General features: G+C 73.3%; 16 protein-coding genes. 3 read left to right on the top strand and 13 right to left on the bottom strand.

Translation table 11 applies throughout. The features are described 5' to 3' along the window. Window positions 1–9: 9 nt before the first annotated feature. The gene (gene rsmH, locus HGB44_RS08605) at window positions 10–1,107 is read right to left on the bottom strand and encodes a 16S rRNA (cytosine(1402)-N(4))-methyltransferase RsmH (protein ID WP_061078473.1); all 1,098 of its coding nucleotides are present in this window, start codon (window positions 1,105–1,107) and stop codon (window positions 10–12) included. 278 nt (window positions 1,108–1,385) lie between these two features. Next, window positions 1,386–1,817, bottom strand: a complete 432-nt coding sequence (mraZ, locus tag HGB44_RS08600) for a division/cell wall cluster transcriptional repressor MraZ (RefSeq protein WP_061078472.1) — start codon at window positions 1,815–1,817, stop codon at window positions 1,386–1,388. 531 nt (window positions 1,818–2,348) lie between these two features. On the opposite strand from mraZ, the gene HGB44_RS08595 reads away from it, so the two are divergent. The 3 genes from HGB44_RS08595 to HGB44_RS08585 all read left to right on the top strand — a co-directional run bounded on the left by HGB44_RS08595 (window position 2,349) and on the right by HGB44_RS08585 (window position 7,070). Continuing rightward, complete coding sequence (locus HGB44_RS08595) at window positions 2,349–3,341, top strand: AAA family ATPase (RefSeq protein ID WP_061078471.1); 993 nt, start codon at window positions 2,349–2,351, stop codon at window positions 3,339–3,341. A 64-nt stretch (window positions 3,342–3,405) separates the two neighbouring features. Continuing rightward, complete coding sequence (locus tag HGB44_RS08590) at window positions 3,406–4,650, top strand: DUF58 domain-containing protein (protein ID WP_061078470.1); 1,245 nt, start codon at window positions 3,406–3,408, stop codon at window positions 4,648–4,650. A gap of 8 nt (window positions 4,651–4,658) precedes the next feature. Beyond that, on the top strand, window positions 4,659–7,070 hold the full coding sequence (locus HGB44_RS08585) for a DUF3488 and transglutaminase-like domain-containing protein (RefSeq protein ID WP_061078479.1): 2,412 nt from the start codon (window positions 4,659–4,661) through the stop codon (window positions 7,068–7,070). Window positions 7,071–7,602: 532 nt separating this feature from the next. Here HGB44_RS08585 and HGB44_RS08580 read toward each other — a convergent pair. From HGB44_RS08580 to HGB44_RS08530, 11 genes are all read right to left on the bottom strand, one after another. Then, window positions 7,603–8,013 carry a DUF3040 domain-containing protein gene (locus HGB44_RS08580; protein ID WP_061078469.1) on the bottom strand — a complete coding sequence of 137 codons (411 nt, stop codon included), beginning with the start codon at window positions 8,011–8,013 and terminating at the stop codon, window positions 7,603–7,605. Window positions 8,014–8,256: 243 nt separating this feature from the next. Next, a complete protein-coding gene (dinB, locus tag HGB44_RS08575; RefSeq protein WP_061078468.1) occupies window positions 8,257–9,510 on the bottom strand; it encodes a DNA polymerase IV in 1,254 nt (417 codons plus the stop codon). 83 nt (window positions 9,511–9,593) lie between these two features. Continuing rightward, a complete protein-coding gene (locus HGB44_RS08570; protein WP_061078467.1) occupies window positions 9,594–10,382 on the bottom strand; it encodes a methyltransferase domain-containing protein in 789 nt (262 codons plus the stop codon). Window positions 10,383–10,443: 61 nt separating this feature from the next. Beyond that, window positions 10,444–10,857 carry a transcription antitermination factor NusB gene (gene nusB / locus HGB44_RS08565; RefSeq protein WP_061078466.1) on the bottom strand — a complete coding sequence of 138 codons (414 nt, stop codon included), beginning with the start codon at window positions 10,855–10,857 and terminating at the stop codon, window positions 10,444–10,446. Continuing rightward, window positions 10,857–11,417, bottom strand: a complete 561-nt coding sequence (gene efp, locus HGB44_RS08560; protein WP_061078465.1) for an elongation factor P — start codon at window positions 11,415–11,417, stop codon at window positions 10,857–10,859. The genes nusB and efp overlap by 1 nt, the downstream gene beginning before the upstream one ends. Window positions 11,418–11,555: 138 nt before the next feature. Continuing rightward, window positions 11,556–12,656, bottom strand: a complete 1,101-nt coding sequence (aroB, locus tag HGB44_RS08555; RefSeq protein WP_061078464.1) for a 3-dehydroquinate synthase — start codon at window positions 12,654–12,656, stop codon at window positions 11,556–11,558. Then, window positions 12,653–13,165: a shikimate kinase gene (locus HGB44_RS08550; protein ID WP_061078463.1), complete on the bottom strand. Its 513-nt coding sequence runs from the start codon at window positions 13,163–13,165 to the stop codon at window positions 12,653–12,655. Before HGB44_RS08550 ends, aroB begins: the two co-directional genes overlap by 4 nt. A 336-nt stretch (window positions 13,166–13,501) precedes the next feature. Continuing rightward, a complete protein-coding gene (gene aroC, locus HGB44_RS08545; protein ID WP_061078462.1) occupies window positions 13,502–14,683 on the bottom strand; it encodes a chorismate synthase in 1,182 nt (393 codons plus the stop codon). A 45-nt stretch (window positions 14,684–14,728) separates the two neighbouring features. Continuing rightward, entirely contained in the window at window positions 14,729–15,715 is a 987-nt protein-coding gene (locus HGB44_RS08540) for a prepilin peptidase (protein WP_061078461.1), read from the bottom strand. A 177-nt stretch (window positions 15,716–15,892) separates the two neighbouring features. Continuing rightward, entirely contained in the window at window positions 15,893–16,633 is a 741-nt protein-coding gene (locus HGB44_RS08535) for an SseB family protein (protein ID WP_061078478.1), read from the bottom strand. A 148-nt stretch (window positions 16,634–16,781) separates the two neighbouring features. Beyond that, window positions 16,782–17,243 carry a MarR family winged helix-turn-helix transcriptional regulator gene (locus HGB44_RS08530; RefSeq protein WP_061078477.1) on the bottom strand — a complete coding sequence of 154 codons (462 nt, stop codon included), beginning with the start codon at window positions 17,241–17,243 and terminating at the stop codon, window positions 16,782–16,784. Window positions 17,244–17,307 lie beyond the last annotated feature (64 nt).

Below are 17,307 nucleotides of genomic sequence, written 5' to 3'. Positions count from 1 at the left end.
TGGGTCTCCCTACTGCCGCGGTGGTCGCACGCGCTCGGCCGCCCGGAGGCGGGCCGACTGTGCGCGCGGGTTGCGTTCGTTCTCTTCGTCCGTGGGGAGTTCGGCGCCCCGGGTGAGGAGCCGGAGTTCGGGCTGCCGTTCGGGCAGGGGGACCGGCAGGTCGGCGGGCGTGGTGTCGGTGGCCAGCGCGGCCAGGGCCCTCTTGGTCATCCGGTCCTCCAGCGAGTGGTAGGACAGCACGGCCACGCGACCGCCGACCGCCAGGCGCGCGACCGCGGCGGGCAGGGCGCGTTCGAGGATGGACAGCTCGGCGTTGACCTCGATGCGCAGGCCCTGGAAGGCGCGCTTGGCGGGGTGGCCGCCGGTGCGGCGGGTGGCCGCCGGAATGGCCTCGCGCACCAGCTCGGCCAGGGCGCGGGTGGACTCGATGGGCGCCTGGGCGCGCTGGCGTTCGATGGCCCTGGCCACGCGGGAGGCGAAGCGCTCCTCGCCGTAGGTGCGCAGCACGCGGGTGAGCTCGGCGACCGGGTAGGTGTTGACGACCTCGGCGGCGGTGAGCGGCTGGGTGCGGTCCATGCGCATGTCCAGCGGCGCGTCGTGGGCGTAGGCGAAGCCGCGGTCGGTCTCGTCCAACTGCGGTGAGGAGACGCCGAGGTCGAGCAGCACGGCGTCGGCCTCGGCCGCGCCCGCCTCGTCCAGGGCGCGCGGGATGTCGGAGTAGACCGCGTGCACGAAGTGGGTGCGGTCGGCGTAGGGCGCCAGGCGTGCGGCGCTGCGTTCCAGGGCGGTGGTGTCGCGGTCCACGCCGACCAGGCGCATGCCGGGGCAGGCGCGCAGGAGCGCCTCGGAGTGGCCGCCCAGGCCCAGGGTGCCGTCGACCAGGACGGCGCCGGGGCGCTCCAGGGCCGGGGCGAGCAGTTCCACGATCCGGTCGAGCATGACGGGCACGTGCAGGGGGTCGGCTCCGGAGCGGGCCGCGTCGACGCGCGTCCGCTCCCCGCCGGTGTGCCTCTCGCCGGTGTGCTCCCCGTCCGCGGGGACGCCGTCCCCGCCCGGGTGGGCGCCCCCGGGCCCACCGTCCTGCCCGTGCTGCCGGATGTCCCCCATGCGCTGCTGTTCCTCCACGCTGTCGCCGTCTCCCCCCGAGTCGCCGCGGTAGCGCCCCGGTCGGTGCGCTCCACGGTGTCCTTGGCACGGCCCGGCGGGTTCCGGCGGGCCTCCGGACACGGCCGCTATTGTCCACCTTCCGGTGGCTTCGCGCTCACGACCTGGCACCGGGGAAGTCGCGCCAGCTCGTGGAGACCGCGTCCGGAGGCCGTTGCCGGACTCCGGCTTGCGAGGGTGTGGACTGTGTGCTGGTCGGCCCGGCGGTGCCTCCGCCGGGGTCACAGCACCCCGGGCAGCACCTCCTCCGACAGTTGCGCGAAGGCGGGTTCCTGCTCGGCCTCGTAGTCCGACCACGCCCGGGAGTCCCAGATCTCCAGGCGGGTGTTGGCGCCGATCACGACGCACTCCCGGTCCAGGTCCGCGTAGTCGCGGAGCTTGGCCGGGATGGTGACCCTGCCCTGTTTGTCGCAGTTCTCGTCCGAGGCGCTGGCGAAGAGGACCCTGCTGTAGTCGCGCACCGCCTTGGCGGTGACCGGGGTGGTGGCGAGCGCGTCGGTGATGCGCCGGAACTCCTCCGTCGGGAAGACGTAGAGGCAGCGCTCCTGGCCCTTGGTGATCACCAGACCCCCCGACAGCTCGTCGCGGTACTTCGCGGGGAGGAAGAGCCGCCCCTTCTGGTCGAGCCGGGGCGTGTGGGTGCCGAGGAACACACTTCCACCTCCCTCACCCTCGAAGTGGAGAATTCACCCTCTCCACGGTTCCCCACCTTACTCCACTCTTCCCCACCGTCAACAGATCTTTCCGGCTTTTGCGACCTCCGGGAACAGCGAAACCGCAGTTCACAGCACTGGTCGCGGAGGTGGGGGGAAGTGGAGGGCGCGGGGTGTGTCGCGGGGACAGGGGCCTTCGGGACCGCGGCGACCTGCGGCGACGCCTCCCGCGTACGCGCGTGCGCGCGTGGGGGACGGGGCGGGCGCCCGCAGGATCGGCTCGGCGTGTCGGACCGGCGTGACGGGTTTCGGGACCGGCCGGAGACAGGGTCCTCCCTACTCCGCACCCTCGCCCCGCACCGGTGCCGTCACCGAGGATCAGGAGGGTGGTTGGAGCCCTTTGACCTCTTTGGCCATCCCTGGAACCAATCGGCCGCTGATTCCGGCACTTTGGTTTGCAATCGGTTTGAATGGGCTTAGCCTCAGTTCCGAACAGCGACACACGGAGCCACAGGGAGCGGGAGGGGTCTGGTGTCACTCGGTACACACCACGGCGGTCGCGGGGGCGGCGTCCAGGGGGACGTCGGTGAGGTCGTCGCCGTGGCCGACCGCGTCCGCGCCGCGATCGAGAAGGTCATCGAGGGCAAGCCGGAGGTGCTGCGCCTGGCGCTGACGGTCCTGCTCGCCGAGGGCCACCTGCTCATCGAGGACGTCCCCGGAGTCGGCAAGACCATGCTGGCCAAGGCCCTGGGCCGGGCCGTGGACTGCTCCGTGCAGCGCGTGCAGTTCACGCCGGACCTGCTGCCCAGCGACATCACCGGCGTCAGCGTCTACCACCAGGACCGTCGCGAGTTCGAGTTCAACCCCGGCCCGGTGTTCGCCAACATCGTGGTGGGCGACGAGATCAACCGCGCCTCGCCCAAGACCCAGGCCGCCCTGCTGGAGTGCATGGCCGAACGCCAGGTGAGCGTGGACGGCCAGACCCGCGCCCTGGAACGGCCGTTCATGGTGGTGGCCACCCAGAACCCGGGCGACATGGAGGGCACCTACGCCCTCCCCGAGGCCCAGCGCGACCGGTTCATGGCCCGCGTCTCGGTCGGCTACCCCGCTCCCCAGGCCGAACTCGACATGATCGACTCGCACAGCTCCAGCTCGCCGCTGGACAACCTGACGCCCGTCACCAACGCCGCCCAGATCCGCGACCTGGCCGACCGGGTGCGCACGGTGCACGTGGCCCCGGGCATGCGCCGCTACGTCGTGGACCTGATCAACGCGACCCGGACCACCCCCGAGCTGCGCCTGGGCGCCTCGCCGCGGGCCACCCTGCACCTGGTGCAGGCCGCCCGCGCCTACGCCGCCCTGGACGGACGGCACTACGTCGTTCCCGACGACGTGCAGACCCTGGCCGTGCCGGTGCTCGCGCACCGGCTGCTGCCCGGCCCCGAGGCGCAGATGGAGCGCCTGACCCCCGAGCAGATCGTGGCCAAGCTGGTCGCGCGCCTGCCCGTGCCCGGACCGCAGTAGACCCGGCGCCCGCGGCCCTCACCCCCGCCCCGCCCCGTACGCACCCGCCCCCGAGAGAGGGTCCATGCGCCCGCACCGAACCCTCACCGCACGAGGCGTCTGCATGCTCATCCTCGGCCTGACCGCCCTGGTGGCCGGCCTGGTCGTGGGACAGCGCGAGGTCGTGGGCCTGGGCGTGCTGCTGACCGCGGTCCCGCCGCTGTCGGCGCTGACGGTCCTGGGTGCCGCCTCCCGCGTCGTGCACAGCCGCACCCTGTCCCCCGTCCGGATCCCGGCGGGGCACAACGCCCAGGTACAGCTGCGCGTGGGCAACTCCTCGCGGACCTGGCCGGTGGCCGCGGTGTCGGTGCAGGACACGCTGCCCGTACCCCTGGGCGGCGAACCCCGTTACACGGTGGGCTACCTGGGTCCGCGCGCCGTGCGCGACGTCGCCTACCTGGTGCGCCCGGCCGTACGCGGGAACTACCCGGTGGGCCCGCTGCGGATCGGGGTGACCGACCCGCTGGGGTGCGTGCGGGTCAGCCGCAGCGTGGGCGGGCCCTCGCGCCTGCTCGTGACCCCCGTGACCGTCCCGCTGACCTCGCTGGGCGCCGCCGACGGCTCCAAGGGCGAGGACTCGCCGCGGCGTTCGATGACCGGCGCCGGGGAGCAGGACCCCGTCCCCCGCGAGTACCGGTACGGCGACGACCTGCGCAAGGTGCACTGGCGGTCCACCGCCAAGCACGGTGAGCTCATGGTGCGCCGGGACGAGCAGCACTCGCGCGAGAACAGCGTGGTCCTGCTGGACACGCGGCGCGGGGCGCACGGGTACCCGGGTCCCGGCGGGTCCCTGGAGACCGCGGTGAGCGCGGCCGCCTCGGTGGCGGTGCACCTGCTCGACAGCGGCCACGAACTGCGCCTGCACACCGAGCGGGGCCGGGTACGGACCGCGAACGCGTCGGGCGTGCTGGACAGCCTGGCCGTCGCGGAGTCCTCCGACACGCCCGGACTGCTCGGCGGGATCGGCATGCTGGCCGACTCCCGCGGAACGACCAGCCTGGTCGTGGCGGTGCTGGGCGCGGTGAACCCGGAGGAGGCCGCCGCGCTGTCCCGCACGGGCGGCCGGGGCGTGCGCGTCGCCGTGCTGTGCGCGCACGCCGCCTGGCCCGGCCCCGACACCCTGCGCGGGGTCCACGACGTGCTGACCGCGGCGGGATGGCGCGTCCTCGTCCTGGGTTCCGCCGCCGAACTGCCCGACCTGTGGCGCCGCGCCTGCGCGCCCGCTCCCGCCGCCGCCGGGCCGCACACCCCTCGGAAGGGTCCGCGTTGAGAGCACTGATGCCCCTGGCCACCCTGGCCTGCCTGCTGATGGCGCTGCCGCTGCTGGGCGGCCTCGTACGGGGCGAGACCTGGTGGGTCCCCGCCCTCGTGATGACGGTGGCGGTGGGCGGGGTGTCCGCGCTGTACCGCCTCAGCGGCTGGAGCACCTTCCCGGTGCCGTTCCTCCAGGTGCTGGTGGCGGCGCTGCTGATGACGCCGCTGTTCGCCGGGCACGTCGCACCCCTGGGGCTGCTGCCCTCCGGTGACGTGGTGGCGCACCTGCTGCGGGTGTTCGACGAGGGCTTCGAGACGGTCAACGCCAGCGCGCCCCCGGTCTCCTCCACCGCCGGGATCATGCTGATCATCGCGCTGGTGTTCGTCCTGTTCGCGATCGTCGCGGACTTCCTCGCGGTGACCGCGCGCTGCCCCGGGATGGTCGGCGCCCTGGTGGCCGTGCTGATGGCGGTCCCGCTGATCGTGGACGACGCCGGACTGGGCTGGCTGCCCGCGGCCAGCGGCGCCGTGGGTTTCCTGCTGCTGCTCGCGGTGGACGTGTGGGTGCGCGGCCGCGAGTGGGGCGTGCGCGTCCCGGACGGCCACGACTCCTCGGCCCGGGTTCTGAGCGCGGTGCGCAGGACGGCGACGGTGTCGCTGGCCTCGGCCGCCGCGGTGCTCCTGGCGCTGACGGTGCCGCTCGCGGTGCCGTCGCTGCGCACCGACGCGCTCCACACGATGGCCGACGGCACCTACATCGGCACCGGCGGGGACCTCATCACCACCACGCACCCGCTGGTCTCGCTGCGACGCGAACTGGCCGCCTCCTCCGACCGCACGGTACTGACCTACCGGACCGACGCCGAACAGCCCGACTACCTGCGTACGTACGTGCTGGACGAGTTCGACGGCGCGAACTGGACGATGACGCCGGTGAACGCCTCGGGCGACACCCTGGTCGACGGGGAGCTGCCGCCGCCCACCGGGTGGGGGTCGGACTCCTCCGGCGAAGCGGTGACCACGCGGATCTCGATGGACTCGGACTCGCCCGGGATCGACTTCCTGCCGCTGCCGTACTGGGCGCGGACGGTGGACGTGGCCGGGGAGTGGTACGCCGACCCCGCCAGCCACATGGTGTTCACCACCGAGAGCGCGCCCACGGGGCTGAGCTTCACCGTGGAGACCGTGGACCGGGAGCCGTCGGCCGAGGAACTGTCCGACAGCGGCAGCCCGCGGTCTCTGCCTGGCGACTTCCGCGACCTGCCCAGCGGGCTGGACCCGCGGGTCCGGGAGCTGACCGAGCAACTGACCGAGGACGCCCGCACCCCCTACGAGCGGGCGGTGGCGATCCAGGACCACTTCACGGGGGGCGCGTTCACCTACGACCTGTCCCCGCCCGCGGTGCCCGACGGCGCCGACCCGCTCGCCTACTTCCTGTTCGAGGACCGGGTGGGCTACTGCGAGCAGTTCGCGGGGGCGATGGCGGTCATGGCCCGGCAGGTGGACATCCCGGCGCGGGTGGCGGTGGGCTACACCGCGGGCGAGCGCCAGGGCGACGACCGCTGGGCGGTGTCCGTGGGCGACGCCCACGCCTGGCCGGAGCTGTACTTCGAGGGCGCGGGCTGGGTGCGGTTCGAGCCGACCCCGTCCTCTGCCGGGGGGCAGGGCTCGGCGTCGGTGCCCGACTACTCCCAGGGCGGGCAGGAGGGCGCCGACGCCCCGGACGGCGCCGCGGAGGAGACGGCGGCCCCCTCCCCCGAGGAGTCGCAGGCCGCGGAGGACGAGGCCTCCGCGGAGGACGAGGAGCCCAGTGCGGCCCCTGAGGAGGACTCCGAGGACGAGCCGTCCTCGTCGGTGGTGGCCCCGGGCGGCGGTGCGCAGGACGGCCCGGACCTGTCGTGGCTGCCCGTGGCGGGCGCCGTCGCGGGCGTGCTGCTGCTGTTGGCGCTGCCCGCGCTGGTGCGCGCCCTGACACGCTGGTCCCGGACGGCGTCGCTGCCCGGCGTCGGGCGGGAGACGGGCGCCGGGGGCGCGCACACCGCGTGGCGGGAGCTGCGGGACACCTGCCTGGACCTGGGCGGTACGTGGTCGTTGGCGGAGAGCCCTCGTACCACGGCCGAGCGCCTGGCCGGTTCCGGTCCGGTGCCGCGGCCCGAGACGGCCCCGGCGGGACTGATGTCGGGGACCGCTCCGGGCCCGGTTCCGCCGGAGGCCGCGGCGGCGCTGCGGCGGCTGGCCCTGGCTGAGGAGCAGGCGCGTTACGCGCCCTCGCCCCGGGCCCCGGAGGGGCTGCGCGAGGACCTGCGGACGGCCCTGGCGGGGTTGGCCGGGGTGGTCGGGGCGGGAGCGCGCCTGCGCGCGGTGCTGCTGCCCCGGTCGCTGGCCCCGTGGCACCGACCGCGCCGCGCCGCCGACCCCGAGCCCGTGACGTCGTAGTTGGCTGGCCAGGAATGTGGCTGGCGTGACGCAAGGGTTCTGACCTGCGATGATCTTGTACTTATAGCCGATGTCGGCGCTCGAACCTCGCCATAAGCACAAGATCACTGCGAACGGGCGGGCCGGTGAACCCTTCCGGTCACCGCACCGGCGGTACGGGCCGGGGCTCACACCACGGGGCGGGGTCCGGTCCACGCCGCGCTCCGGTCCGTGTCCGGACCCTTCGTACGGGGATGCTCGCCCACCTCGCGCGCAGGGGGCAGGGCCTGCCCGCTGGCCCCTTCCCGCCGAAGCCGGGCGCCGGTCCGCCCGACGGTGGGCCCGTGTCCGGCCAGCAGGCCAGAGGCCCTCTCCGCTGGGTTCGGCGCTCCTCCGGAGAGACCACGGCCCCCGCCCGGAAAACGTGGTGGGCCCCGCACCACTGTGCGGGGCCCACCACGGGGAACTGCGTGTCCGGCACGGATCCCCTGCGGGATCCCCGCCCGACAAGGTGCGGCCGGGTGCGACCGCCGCGGGGCGTGGGAGCGGGGTCCTACTCCTCACCCTCCTGGCGGCGGCGCCAGCGCTCCTCGAAACGGTTCATCATGCCGGGACGGCTGCCGCCCCGACGCTTCTGCTTGGGCTCCGCCACCGCGGCGCCCTGGTCGGCACCGCCGCCACCCGAGGCCTTGCGCCAGGCGTTGGCGCCCCACAGGAAGCACAGCAGCATAACGAGGAAACCGAGGACGCTGATGGCGACCTGGGCGACTGTGGACTGGAGCATCAACCCCGTCATCAGCAGCACGACACCGACGACGAAACCGAGTCCGGCCTTGATGATCCAGCGCTTGTAATGGACCGCGGGGTTCGTTTGCCGAACGGTGTTCGCGAACTTCGGGTCCTCGGCATACAGCGCCCGCTCGATCTGGTCGAGCATGCGCTGCTCGTGTTCAGAGAGCGGCACGGCGCCTCCCTACGGCAGTCCCCGGTTGGGGTGACGGGTACTGAAGAACAGTCTCTTGGTCAGTGGTATGCCCAGAATACGATGAGCTAGCGCCCGGTGGAAAGAAAAGCTGCGTGCGTACCTGACCACCACAGGCCACGATACCCTCGCCCTGTATCGGAAACACCGGCTTCCATGCCTCTCTTCTACCCTCATTCCGGTCCTACCCTTGGGAACGCTCCGAAGGCCCCGGAAGTTGCCGCATCATACGTCGTTTTCGTCACGCTTGGCCAACACGGCCGACTGTATCGCGCCCGGCCCGAAACGTGCCGTTACGCGATCCATAACCCGTTCAACATCCCTCCAACCCGATTCCTCCTCCCCCAGCGCCAACTGGCGGTGCACCTGTCCCACCGGAATGACCCCCTCCACCCGCACCCCCACCAGGCGCAGCGGCACCCCCCGCAAACCGGATGCGGTGTACAGCTCGCGGGCGACGGCGCTGATCTCGCGGGCCACGTCGGTGCCCTCGGGCAGGGTCCGCGACCGGGTGATGGTGGAGAAGTCGCCGCGGCGCAGCTTCACGCTCACCGTGCGCCCCGCCTGCCCCGAGGCCCTCAGGCGGCGCCCGACCTTCTCGGCCAGCCTCAGCAGCTCACGGTCCACCACCCCGGGGTCGGTCACGTCCTCGTCGAAGGTCTCCTCCGAGCCGATGCTCTTGTCCGGCGACTCGGGCACGACCGGGCTCGTGTCCACGCCCCGGGAGAGCTCGGCCAGGCGGGTTCCGGCCTTGTCGCCCAGCTCCATGCGCAGCAGGTCCGGCTCGTAGCGGGCCAGCTGGCCGACCGTGCGCACGCCCAGCCGGGCCAGGGTCTGCTCGGTCCGGTCACCCACTCCGGGCAGCGCCCCGACCGGCAGCGGGTCCAGGAAGCCGCGCACGTGGGCGGTGGGCACCAGGAGCAGGCCGTCGGGCTTGCAGTGCGTGGAGCCGAGCTTGGCGGTGAAGCGGGTGGCGGCCACACCCACGGAACAGGTCAGGCGCTGTTCCCTGCGCACCCGCTCGCGGATCATCGCGGCGATGCGCACCGGCCCGCCCAGGCGGCGGCGTGCGCCTGACACGTCCAGGAAGGCCTCGTCCAGGGAGAGCGGCTGCACCAGCGGCGTCACCGAGCGCAGGATGTCCATGACGGCCTCCGACGCCTGGCGGTAGGCGCGGCCGTCGGGCGGGAAGACCAGGGCCTCCGGGCACAGGCGCAGGGCCCGCGCCATGGGCATCGCCGAGTGCACGCCGTGCGCGCGGGCGAGGTAGTCAGCGGAGGAGACCACGCTGCGCGGGCCGGTGCCGCCCACGATGACGGGACGTCCGCGCGCCTCGGGATGGCGCAGCTGCTCCACGCTCGCGAAGAAGGCGTCCATGTCCAGGTGCAGGATGTGGCAGTCGCCGTCCGGTCCGGAGCCGTCCGCGGGGAAGTCCGCGTCCAGCGCGGCGATGCCCTCCGGGGAGACCATGCCCCGCATCGCGGCGCCGCGTTCCAGTTGGCGTCGGCTCATACAGCCAGGTTATGCCGTGCCGGGGGAACCCCGTCCCCCGGCACCGGGGTTCAGGAGCGGTGCGCGACGACGTGCAGCTGGGTGGCGATGCCGATCAGCTCGGGGTGCTCGGCGGCGGCCCTCTCCAGCTCCACCAGGTGCTGCCCGGCGTGGGCGTCGCCCTCCCAGGCGTGCCCGGGCACGAGGTCGGCGAAGGCGCGGACGCCGCGGACGCTCTCCCCGGACAGTCCGGCCCGGCCGATCAGCTCCAGGACCTGCTGACGGGTGAAACGGCGCGGCATCGGGTCCCCCTCGCCCCAGCGGCCGTCGGGGTCGCCGAGCAGGTGGTGGGCCTCGGTGATGTGCCCGGCCAGCGCGCGGTGCAGGGCTCCGGCGACGGCGTTGGTGACCAGCAGGCTCACCGCACCGCCCTCACGGGTGGTGCCGACCACGTCGTGCAGCGCCGCGGCGGGGTCGTCGACGTACTCCAGCACGTTGTGCACCAGGACGAGGTCGGCACTGCCCGGTGCGAACAGGGAGGCCAGGTCGCGGGTCTCCCCCTGGACCCCGCGCACGGACACCCCCCGCTCCGCGGCGCGGCGCTCCAGGGCCGCGAGCGAGTCGGGGCTGGGCTCGACCACGGTCACCCGGTGGCCGAGTTCGGCCAGGGGGACGGCGGCTCCGCCGGTGCCCCCGCCCGCGTCGACGATCTCCAGGGGCCCGTCCCCGAGCCGGTCCAGCAGTCCGACGAGGGCGTCCCACACGACCGCGGTCCGGGCCGCGTTGGCAGCCCTCCCCGGTCCGGTCGCCCCGCTCGCGCCGAGGCCGCCGCCCGCGGCCACGCTGGTCCTGTCAGTCACCTGCGTTCCCTCAATCCACGTTGCCCCGGCGGTCCCCCGAGCGCCGATGTGCCGACACCCCCTAGAGCGAGAGCGTCGACTTGTTCTCCATCAGCCTGGACAGGAGTCCGCTGACGAAGTTGGGGGACTCGTCGGTGGACAGCTCCTTGGCCACGCCGACCGCCTCGGCGATCGCCACACCGTCCGGGATGTCGTCGGCCCACAGCAGTTCGTAGGCGCCCATCCGCAGGATGTTGCGGTCCACGACCGGCATGCGCTCCAGGGTCCAGCCGATGGCGTAGGTGTCCAGGAGCTCGTCGATGCGCTCGCGCCGCTCGTCGACCGAACGGGCCAGAGTCTCGGTGAAGTCGTTGATCGGCGGTTCGGGTTGGGCCCGCCGGCGCCGGATGACGTCCTCCACCGAGGTGGCGCGCACCTCGGCCTCGTAGAGGACCTCGACCGCGCGCCGCCGCGCCTTGCGCCGTGCTCCGCTCATCAGTTGACTCGCCCGAGGTAGTCGCCCGTGCGGGTGTCGACCTTGACGCGCTCGCCGGTGGTGATGAACAGGGGCACCTGGATGGTGGCGCCGGTCTGGACGACGGCGGGCTTGGTGCCGCCGGTGGAGCGGTCGCCCTGGACGCCCGGGTCGGTCTGGGTGATCTCCAGCTCGACGGCGGGGGGCAGCTCGATGTAGAGGGGGTTGCCCTCGTTGGTGGCCACGGTGGCCTTGGTGTTCTCGAGCATGAAGTTCTTGTCGTCGCCCACGACGGCCTCCGAGACCGGGATCTGGTCGTAGGTGGCGGTGTCCATGAAGATGAAGGACTCGCCGTCGTGGTAGAGGTACTCCATCTCGCGGCGGTCGACGTTGGCGAACTCGACCTTGGACCCGGCGTTGAAGGTCCTGTCGACGATCTTGCCCGTGAGGACGTTCTTCAGCTTGGTACGGACGAACGCGCCGCCCTTGCCCGGCTTGACGTGCTGGAACTCCATGACGTTCCAGAGGACGCCGTCGAGCCGCAGGGTCGTGCCGTTCTTGATGTCGTTCGTCGTGGCCACTTCGGTCGTCTCTCCAAGGGGTCTGACACGTCGGAGACCGGCCCACGCGGGGGCGCCGGTCGGTGTTCGGTGGGGCCGGGCCCGGGCACCTCGGGGAGCTCCCCGGGCGCACCGGCGCGCACGTCGCCTGTGTGCAGTCTAGTGGCTTCGCGGAACCCGGGCGTCGCCCGTGACCGCGCGGTACGCCTCGTCCAGCAGTTCGGGGGCGGGGCCGCTGAGGATGGTGGGCCGCGCCAGGCCGTCCAGGACGACGAAGCGCAGGGTGGCCCCGCGGGCCTTCTTGTCCACGCTCATGGCGGCGCGCAGCTCGGGCCAGGCATCGGGAGCGTAGGAGACGGGCAGGCCGACCGAGGAGAGCAGTGAGCGGTGGCGTCGGACCAGGTCGTCGCCCACGCGTCCGTCCAGGCGGGCGAGTTCGGCGGCGTAGACCATACCGATGGAGACTGCGTAGCCGTGCCGGAAGGTGTAGTTCTCGGCGCGCTCGATCGCGTGGCCCAGGGTGTGGCCGTAGTTGAGGATCTCGCGGCGGCCGCTCTCCCGCAGGTCGCCGGAGACGACGTCGGCCTTGACCCGGATGGCGCGCTCGATGAGTTCGCGGGTGTGCCTGCCCTCGGGTGCGGCCGCGCCCTCGGGGTCGTCCTCGACCAGGTCGCAGATGACGGGGTCGTCGATGAACCCGGCCTTGACGATCTCGGCGAGGCCGCCGATGTAGTCGGCCCGGGGAAGGCTCGGCAGGGTGGCGAGGTCGCACAGGACCCCCGCCGGGGGGTGGAAGGCGCCGACGAGGTTCTTGCCCTCGGGGGTGTTGATGCCGGTCTTGCCGCCGACGGCGGCGTCGACCATGCCGAGCAGGGTGGTGGGCACCAGGACGGAGCGCACGCCGCGCAGCCAGGTGGCGGCGACGAACCCGGCCAGGTCGGTGGCGGCGCCCCCGCCGACGCCGACGACGGCGTCGCTGCGGGTGAAGCCCCGCTGCCCGAGCCGGGACCACAGGTCGGCGGCGACGGCGGCGGTCTTGGCGGCCTCGCCGTCCGGGACGGGCATGGAGTGCGCCCGGTAACCGGCGGCCTCCAGGGCGCCGACCACGGGGCGGGCGATCCCGTCCAGGCTCCGGGGGTGGATGACGGCCACCTGGGCGGCGTCGCCGACCAGGGAGGGGAGTTCGGAGAGGACCCCGCTGCCGACCACCACGTCGTAGCGGCCGGCGGAGTCGCCCACACCGATCCGGGTCGCGGTCACTGCTGGGCCCTTCCGGAGTCCTGTCCGGCCAGCGAGGGCAGGATGGCGTCGACGATCTCTTCGGGGTGGTAGCCGGTCGTCTCGACGGTGACGGTGGCCAGGCGCTCGTAGACGGGCAGGCGCTCGTTGAGCAGCTGGCGCAGCCGGGTGCGGGGGTTGCCCGCGAGCAGGGGTCGGGCGACGTCCATGCCCACGCGCTTGGCGGCCTCGCCGAACTCCACCTGGAGGTAGACCACGTGGTGCTCGGCCAGGTCGCGCTGGGTGCCCTCGTCCAGGACCGCGCCGCCGCCGACGGCGATCACGCCCTCCCAGGCGCGCAGGCCCTCGGCGACGACCTCGCGCTCCAGGGCGCGGAAGCGCTCCTCGCCGTCCTCGACGAAGATGTCGCCGATGGGCTTGCCCGCGCGCTTCTCGACCTCGGTGTCGGTACACAACAGGTCGGCGCCCAGACGCCCGGCCAGGGCCTCACCGACGGTGGACTTGCCCGATCCGGGCGAACCGATGAGCACCGCGATCGCTTTTGCCACGCTCTGCCTGCCTAGGTGATCCGTGGGTCCCTTCACCGCGTGCGCGGGGGGTACCGCCCTGTTACGTGCGTCTTCCTGTCTAGCAGACCTCGAACACCCGGGTTCGGGGAGAGGAGGTTGTCCACAGGCCGGGCCACGCCGCTGGTGCGGGTGTTCGGCCCGCCCTGTGCCCGGATTCGGGGGCGACTTCGTCGCTCACAGGCGCGTCGTGCGCCCCCGAACCCAGGGTGGTCCCTTCCGTCCGTGCCCCGCCAGCCCCGAAGACGCCCCTGTGGACAACCGCTCCGGCAGCGGGGCGCCCGTGTCGGGGACCGAAGGTCAGCGGATGGTCAGCGCGTCCAGGTAGCCCTTGAGGTTGCGCGCCGTCTCGGCGACCGAGTCGCCACCGAACTTCTCGACGGCGGCCTCGGCGAGCACCAGGGCGACCATCGCCTCGGCGACCACACCGGCGGCCGGGACGGCGGTGACGTCACTGCGCTGGTGGTTGGCCTGCGCGGGCTCGCCGGTCTCGACGTCGATGGTGTCCAGCGCCCTGGGCACCGTCGCGATGGGCTTCATCGCCGCGCGCACGCGCAGCGGGTCGCCGGTGGTCATACCGCCCTCGACGCCTCCGGCGCGGTTGGTGCGGCGGCGCACGCCGTCCGGACCGGGTTCGATCTCGTCGTGGGCGGCGGAACCGCGGCGGGCGGCGGTGCGGAAGCCGTCGCCGACCTCCACGCCCTTGATCGCCTGGATGCCCATGAGCGCACCGGCCAGGCGCGCGTCCAGGCGCCGGTCCCAGTGCACGTGGCTGCCCAGGCCGGGCGGCAGGCCGTAGGCCAGCACCTCGACCACGCCGCCGAGGGTGTCGCCGGACTTCTTGGTGTCGTCGACCTCCTCGACCATGCGGGCGCTGGTCTGGGCGTCGAAGCAGCGCAGGGGGTCGGCGTCGATCGCGGCCAGGTCCTCCGGACGCGGCTCCGGCGCGTCCTCGGGCACCGCCACGGGTCCCATGGACACCACGTGGCTCAGGATCTCCACGCCCAGGGCCTGGCGGCAGAACTGGCGCGCCACCTCGCCGATCGCGACGCGGGCGGCGGTCTCGCGGGCGCTGGCGCGCTCCAGGATCGGCCGCGACTCCTCGTGGCCGTACTTCTGCATCCCGACCAGGTCGGCGTGGCCGGGACGGGGCCGGGTGAGCGGCGCGTTGCGCGCCACGCTCTCCAGTTCCTCGGCGGGCACGGGGTCGGGGGACATCACCTTCTCCCACTTGGGCCACTCGGTGTTCCCGACCTCGACCGCGACCGGACCCCCCTGGGTGCGGCCGTGGCGAATGCCCCCGATCACGGAGACCTGGTCCTTCTCGAACTTCATCCGGGCACCCCGGCCGTACCCGGCGCGGCGGCGGAGCAACGCGGCGGCGATGTCGTCAGAGGTGACGGAAACACCGGCCGGGAGGCCCTCCAGAATCGCGACGAGTGCGGGTCCGTGGGACTCCCCCGCGGTCAGCCAACGCAACATGTGCACGATCCTTTCACGGATCGGTGTGCGGTGGCGCCCCCGGGTTCAGGGTTGTGGAAACAGCGCTCCTCCAGCCAGGACGGTGGCCAGCGCGGCGGCGAGCATGAACGGGCCGAGGGGGAAGGGGTCCCTGCGGGTGAGCCTTCGCAGCGCCATGAGCACGATTCCCACCAGGGAGAAGGCCGCGAAGGCCCAGAACACGGCGACCAGCGCGCCGAAGGTCCCCGCCGCCCACCCCGCGTACAGCGCGGTGAGCCCGGAGAGCTTGACGTCGCCGAACCCCAGCCCCGCGCTGTGCACCCGCCACAGCAGCCAGTACAGCACCGTGACCAGGACCATGCTGGCCAGCGCCCCGGAGGCCCGGCCGGTGTCGGGGCCCTCGGGGGGCAGCAGGACGGCCATTCCGATCAGGGCCGCGGCGACGGGGTAGGCGGGGAGGACGACGGCGTCGGGCAGGCGCATGACCCGCAGGTCGATGACGGCCAGCAGCACGCCGACGGCGGTCAGCCAGAGCACGGCCAGCACGCCGAAGGGGCCCCAGTCGGGTTGAAGGGTGGCCCACAGGCCGACGCAGCCGAAGAGCGCGGCGGTCATGGCAACGACCGCGGGGTGGGATCGGATGACCTGCTCGCAGTGGGGGCAGGCCCCCCGTCTTCGGAACGTCCGGGCCTCCACGGCGGGGAACCAGCGCAGGAAGCGCAGCTCGGCGCGGCAGTGGGGACAGCGGGGCGGCGGCGGGCCCTCGTCGTCCTCCGCCGGGAGTCGGCGCTCGCCGTGCACGTCCTCGCCGGGGTCGGGAACCGTGGCGTCGGGGACCGTGGTGGCGTCGTCGCGCGCGGGCTGGACGTGCCGGTCGGCGCGGGGTGTGAGCGAACCGCGGGAGGCGGGTGTCCGCTGCGGACCGGCGGGGCCGAAGAGGTGGACGATGCGGCCGTTGAGCTGGCCCACCACCACTCCGAGCAGGGCGAGCAGGACGGCGACGGCGACCGTCCACAGGTGCGGGTGGAGGAGGAGTGTCGAGGGGGTGGGCATGGTGGGAAGCTACCCTTCCGCGGCCCGTGGCGACACCGCCCGGTCCGGCCTGTGGAAAACCCCACGCCCGCGAACGCCGTGGCACCGCACGCCCGCACGGGGCACACACGGGACGAAGGCGCCCGGCGGACGGGACCCGCGGGGCCCGCGGTCCGGCCGGAAGCTCCCGGGACGGGGTCAGCCCTGGTCGGCGGCCCCGGGCCCGTTCGGGGGCGCGTCGTCGCGCTGGGCGCGCACGACGGCGCTCAGTTCGATGCCCCCGGGCAGCACGTACCGCAGTTCGGCGGTGAGCCTCTCGGCCACGCGGCGCAGGACCTCGTCGTCGCGCTCGTCGAGTTCGAGGCGGATGCCGATCTCGCCGCGCTCGGAGGGGTGGATGCGGACGCGCCCGATACCGGGCTCGGCTCGGGTGATCTGGTAGATGAGCCCGAGGACCTGCGGGTCGTCCTTGGGCTCGGGAACGGCGCCGTTCTCGGCGAGCATGCTCAGGAAGGGGCCCTGCACGGTGTAGGGCACGGGACCGGCCACGTCGAGCACCAGCGCGTCCGCCTCCTCCTCCAGGGCCGCCTGGCAGGCGTCCCTGACGGTGAAGGGGACCGGGCGCGCGTCCGCGCGCCAACGGCGGACCGCGTCCACGGAGGTGAAGGCGAGCATGCCGCGCCGCCCGTCCCTGCCGGTCATGATCGGGACGGCGACCTCGCTGTTCTTGTCCCTGGTGAGCCCGCCGGCGCCCTCCTCGGTCTCGGTGGCCACGGCGACCACGGGGATGAGCACGCGGGTTCCGCTGAGCGCGGCCAGCACCTGGCGGTCGCCCGTCTCACCCGACGCGTGTTCGCGCAGGCGTGCCTCGACCTCGGGATCGACGCTGCCGTCGTCGTCACGGAAGTTCTGGGCGCCGATGATGGATGGTCTGCTCACGTGCACCGACTCTACCGGTGGGGCGCGGGACCCGTATCGCGCACGCGCGAAGCGGCGCCAATCGGGCGACGCGTACCCGGCCCCGGCCCGCCCCGAGGATTCGGACACACGAAACGCTCGGACCCGCGGGTACGACACGCGTGGTCCCTCACCCCCGCGCGGCCCCGCCCTCCTCCAGCGCCCCGATGATCGAACCGAGCTGGGCGATCTGCTCCCCGCTGAGGCGGTCGAAGATCAGCGAGCGCACGCGCGTGGCGTGTCCGGGCGCGGCCTGGCGCAGGAGGAGGGAGCCCTTATCGCTGAGCACGGCCCACAGCCCGCGGCGGTCGTCGTCGCAGTGCTCCCTGTGCACGTAGCCGCCGCGTTCGAGCCGTGCGACCTGGTGGGAGAGCCTGCTCTTGGACACGATGACGCTGTCGGCGAGCACCCGCATGCGCATGCGCCGCCCCTCGGCCTCGGACAGGTGCACGAGGATGCCGTACTCGATGAGCGAGAGCCCGGTACGGGCTCTCAGGTCCTTCTCCAGCTCGTCGTAGACCCAGGCGTTCATCCTGAGGAAACCGCGCCAGACGTGCTGTTCTCCGACGTCGAGCCACCCGGCGTTCTCCATGCGGCCCATCGTAGCGGCGTGTCCGAAACCTCCGCCTCGCCACACCGCCGGGTCCCACGGCGGC

The organism is Nocardiopsis alborubida, assembly GCF_012396365.1.
Lineage (GTDB): Bacteria > Actinomycetota > Actinomycetes > Streptosporangiales > Streptosporangiaceae > Nocardiopsis > Nocardiopsis alborubida.
The sequence above is the reverse complement of the archived record's forward strand: the minus strand, read 5'-3'. Positions and strand labels throughout refer to the sequence as shown.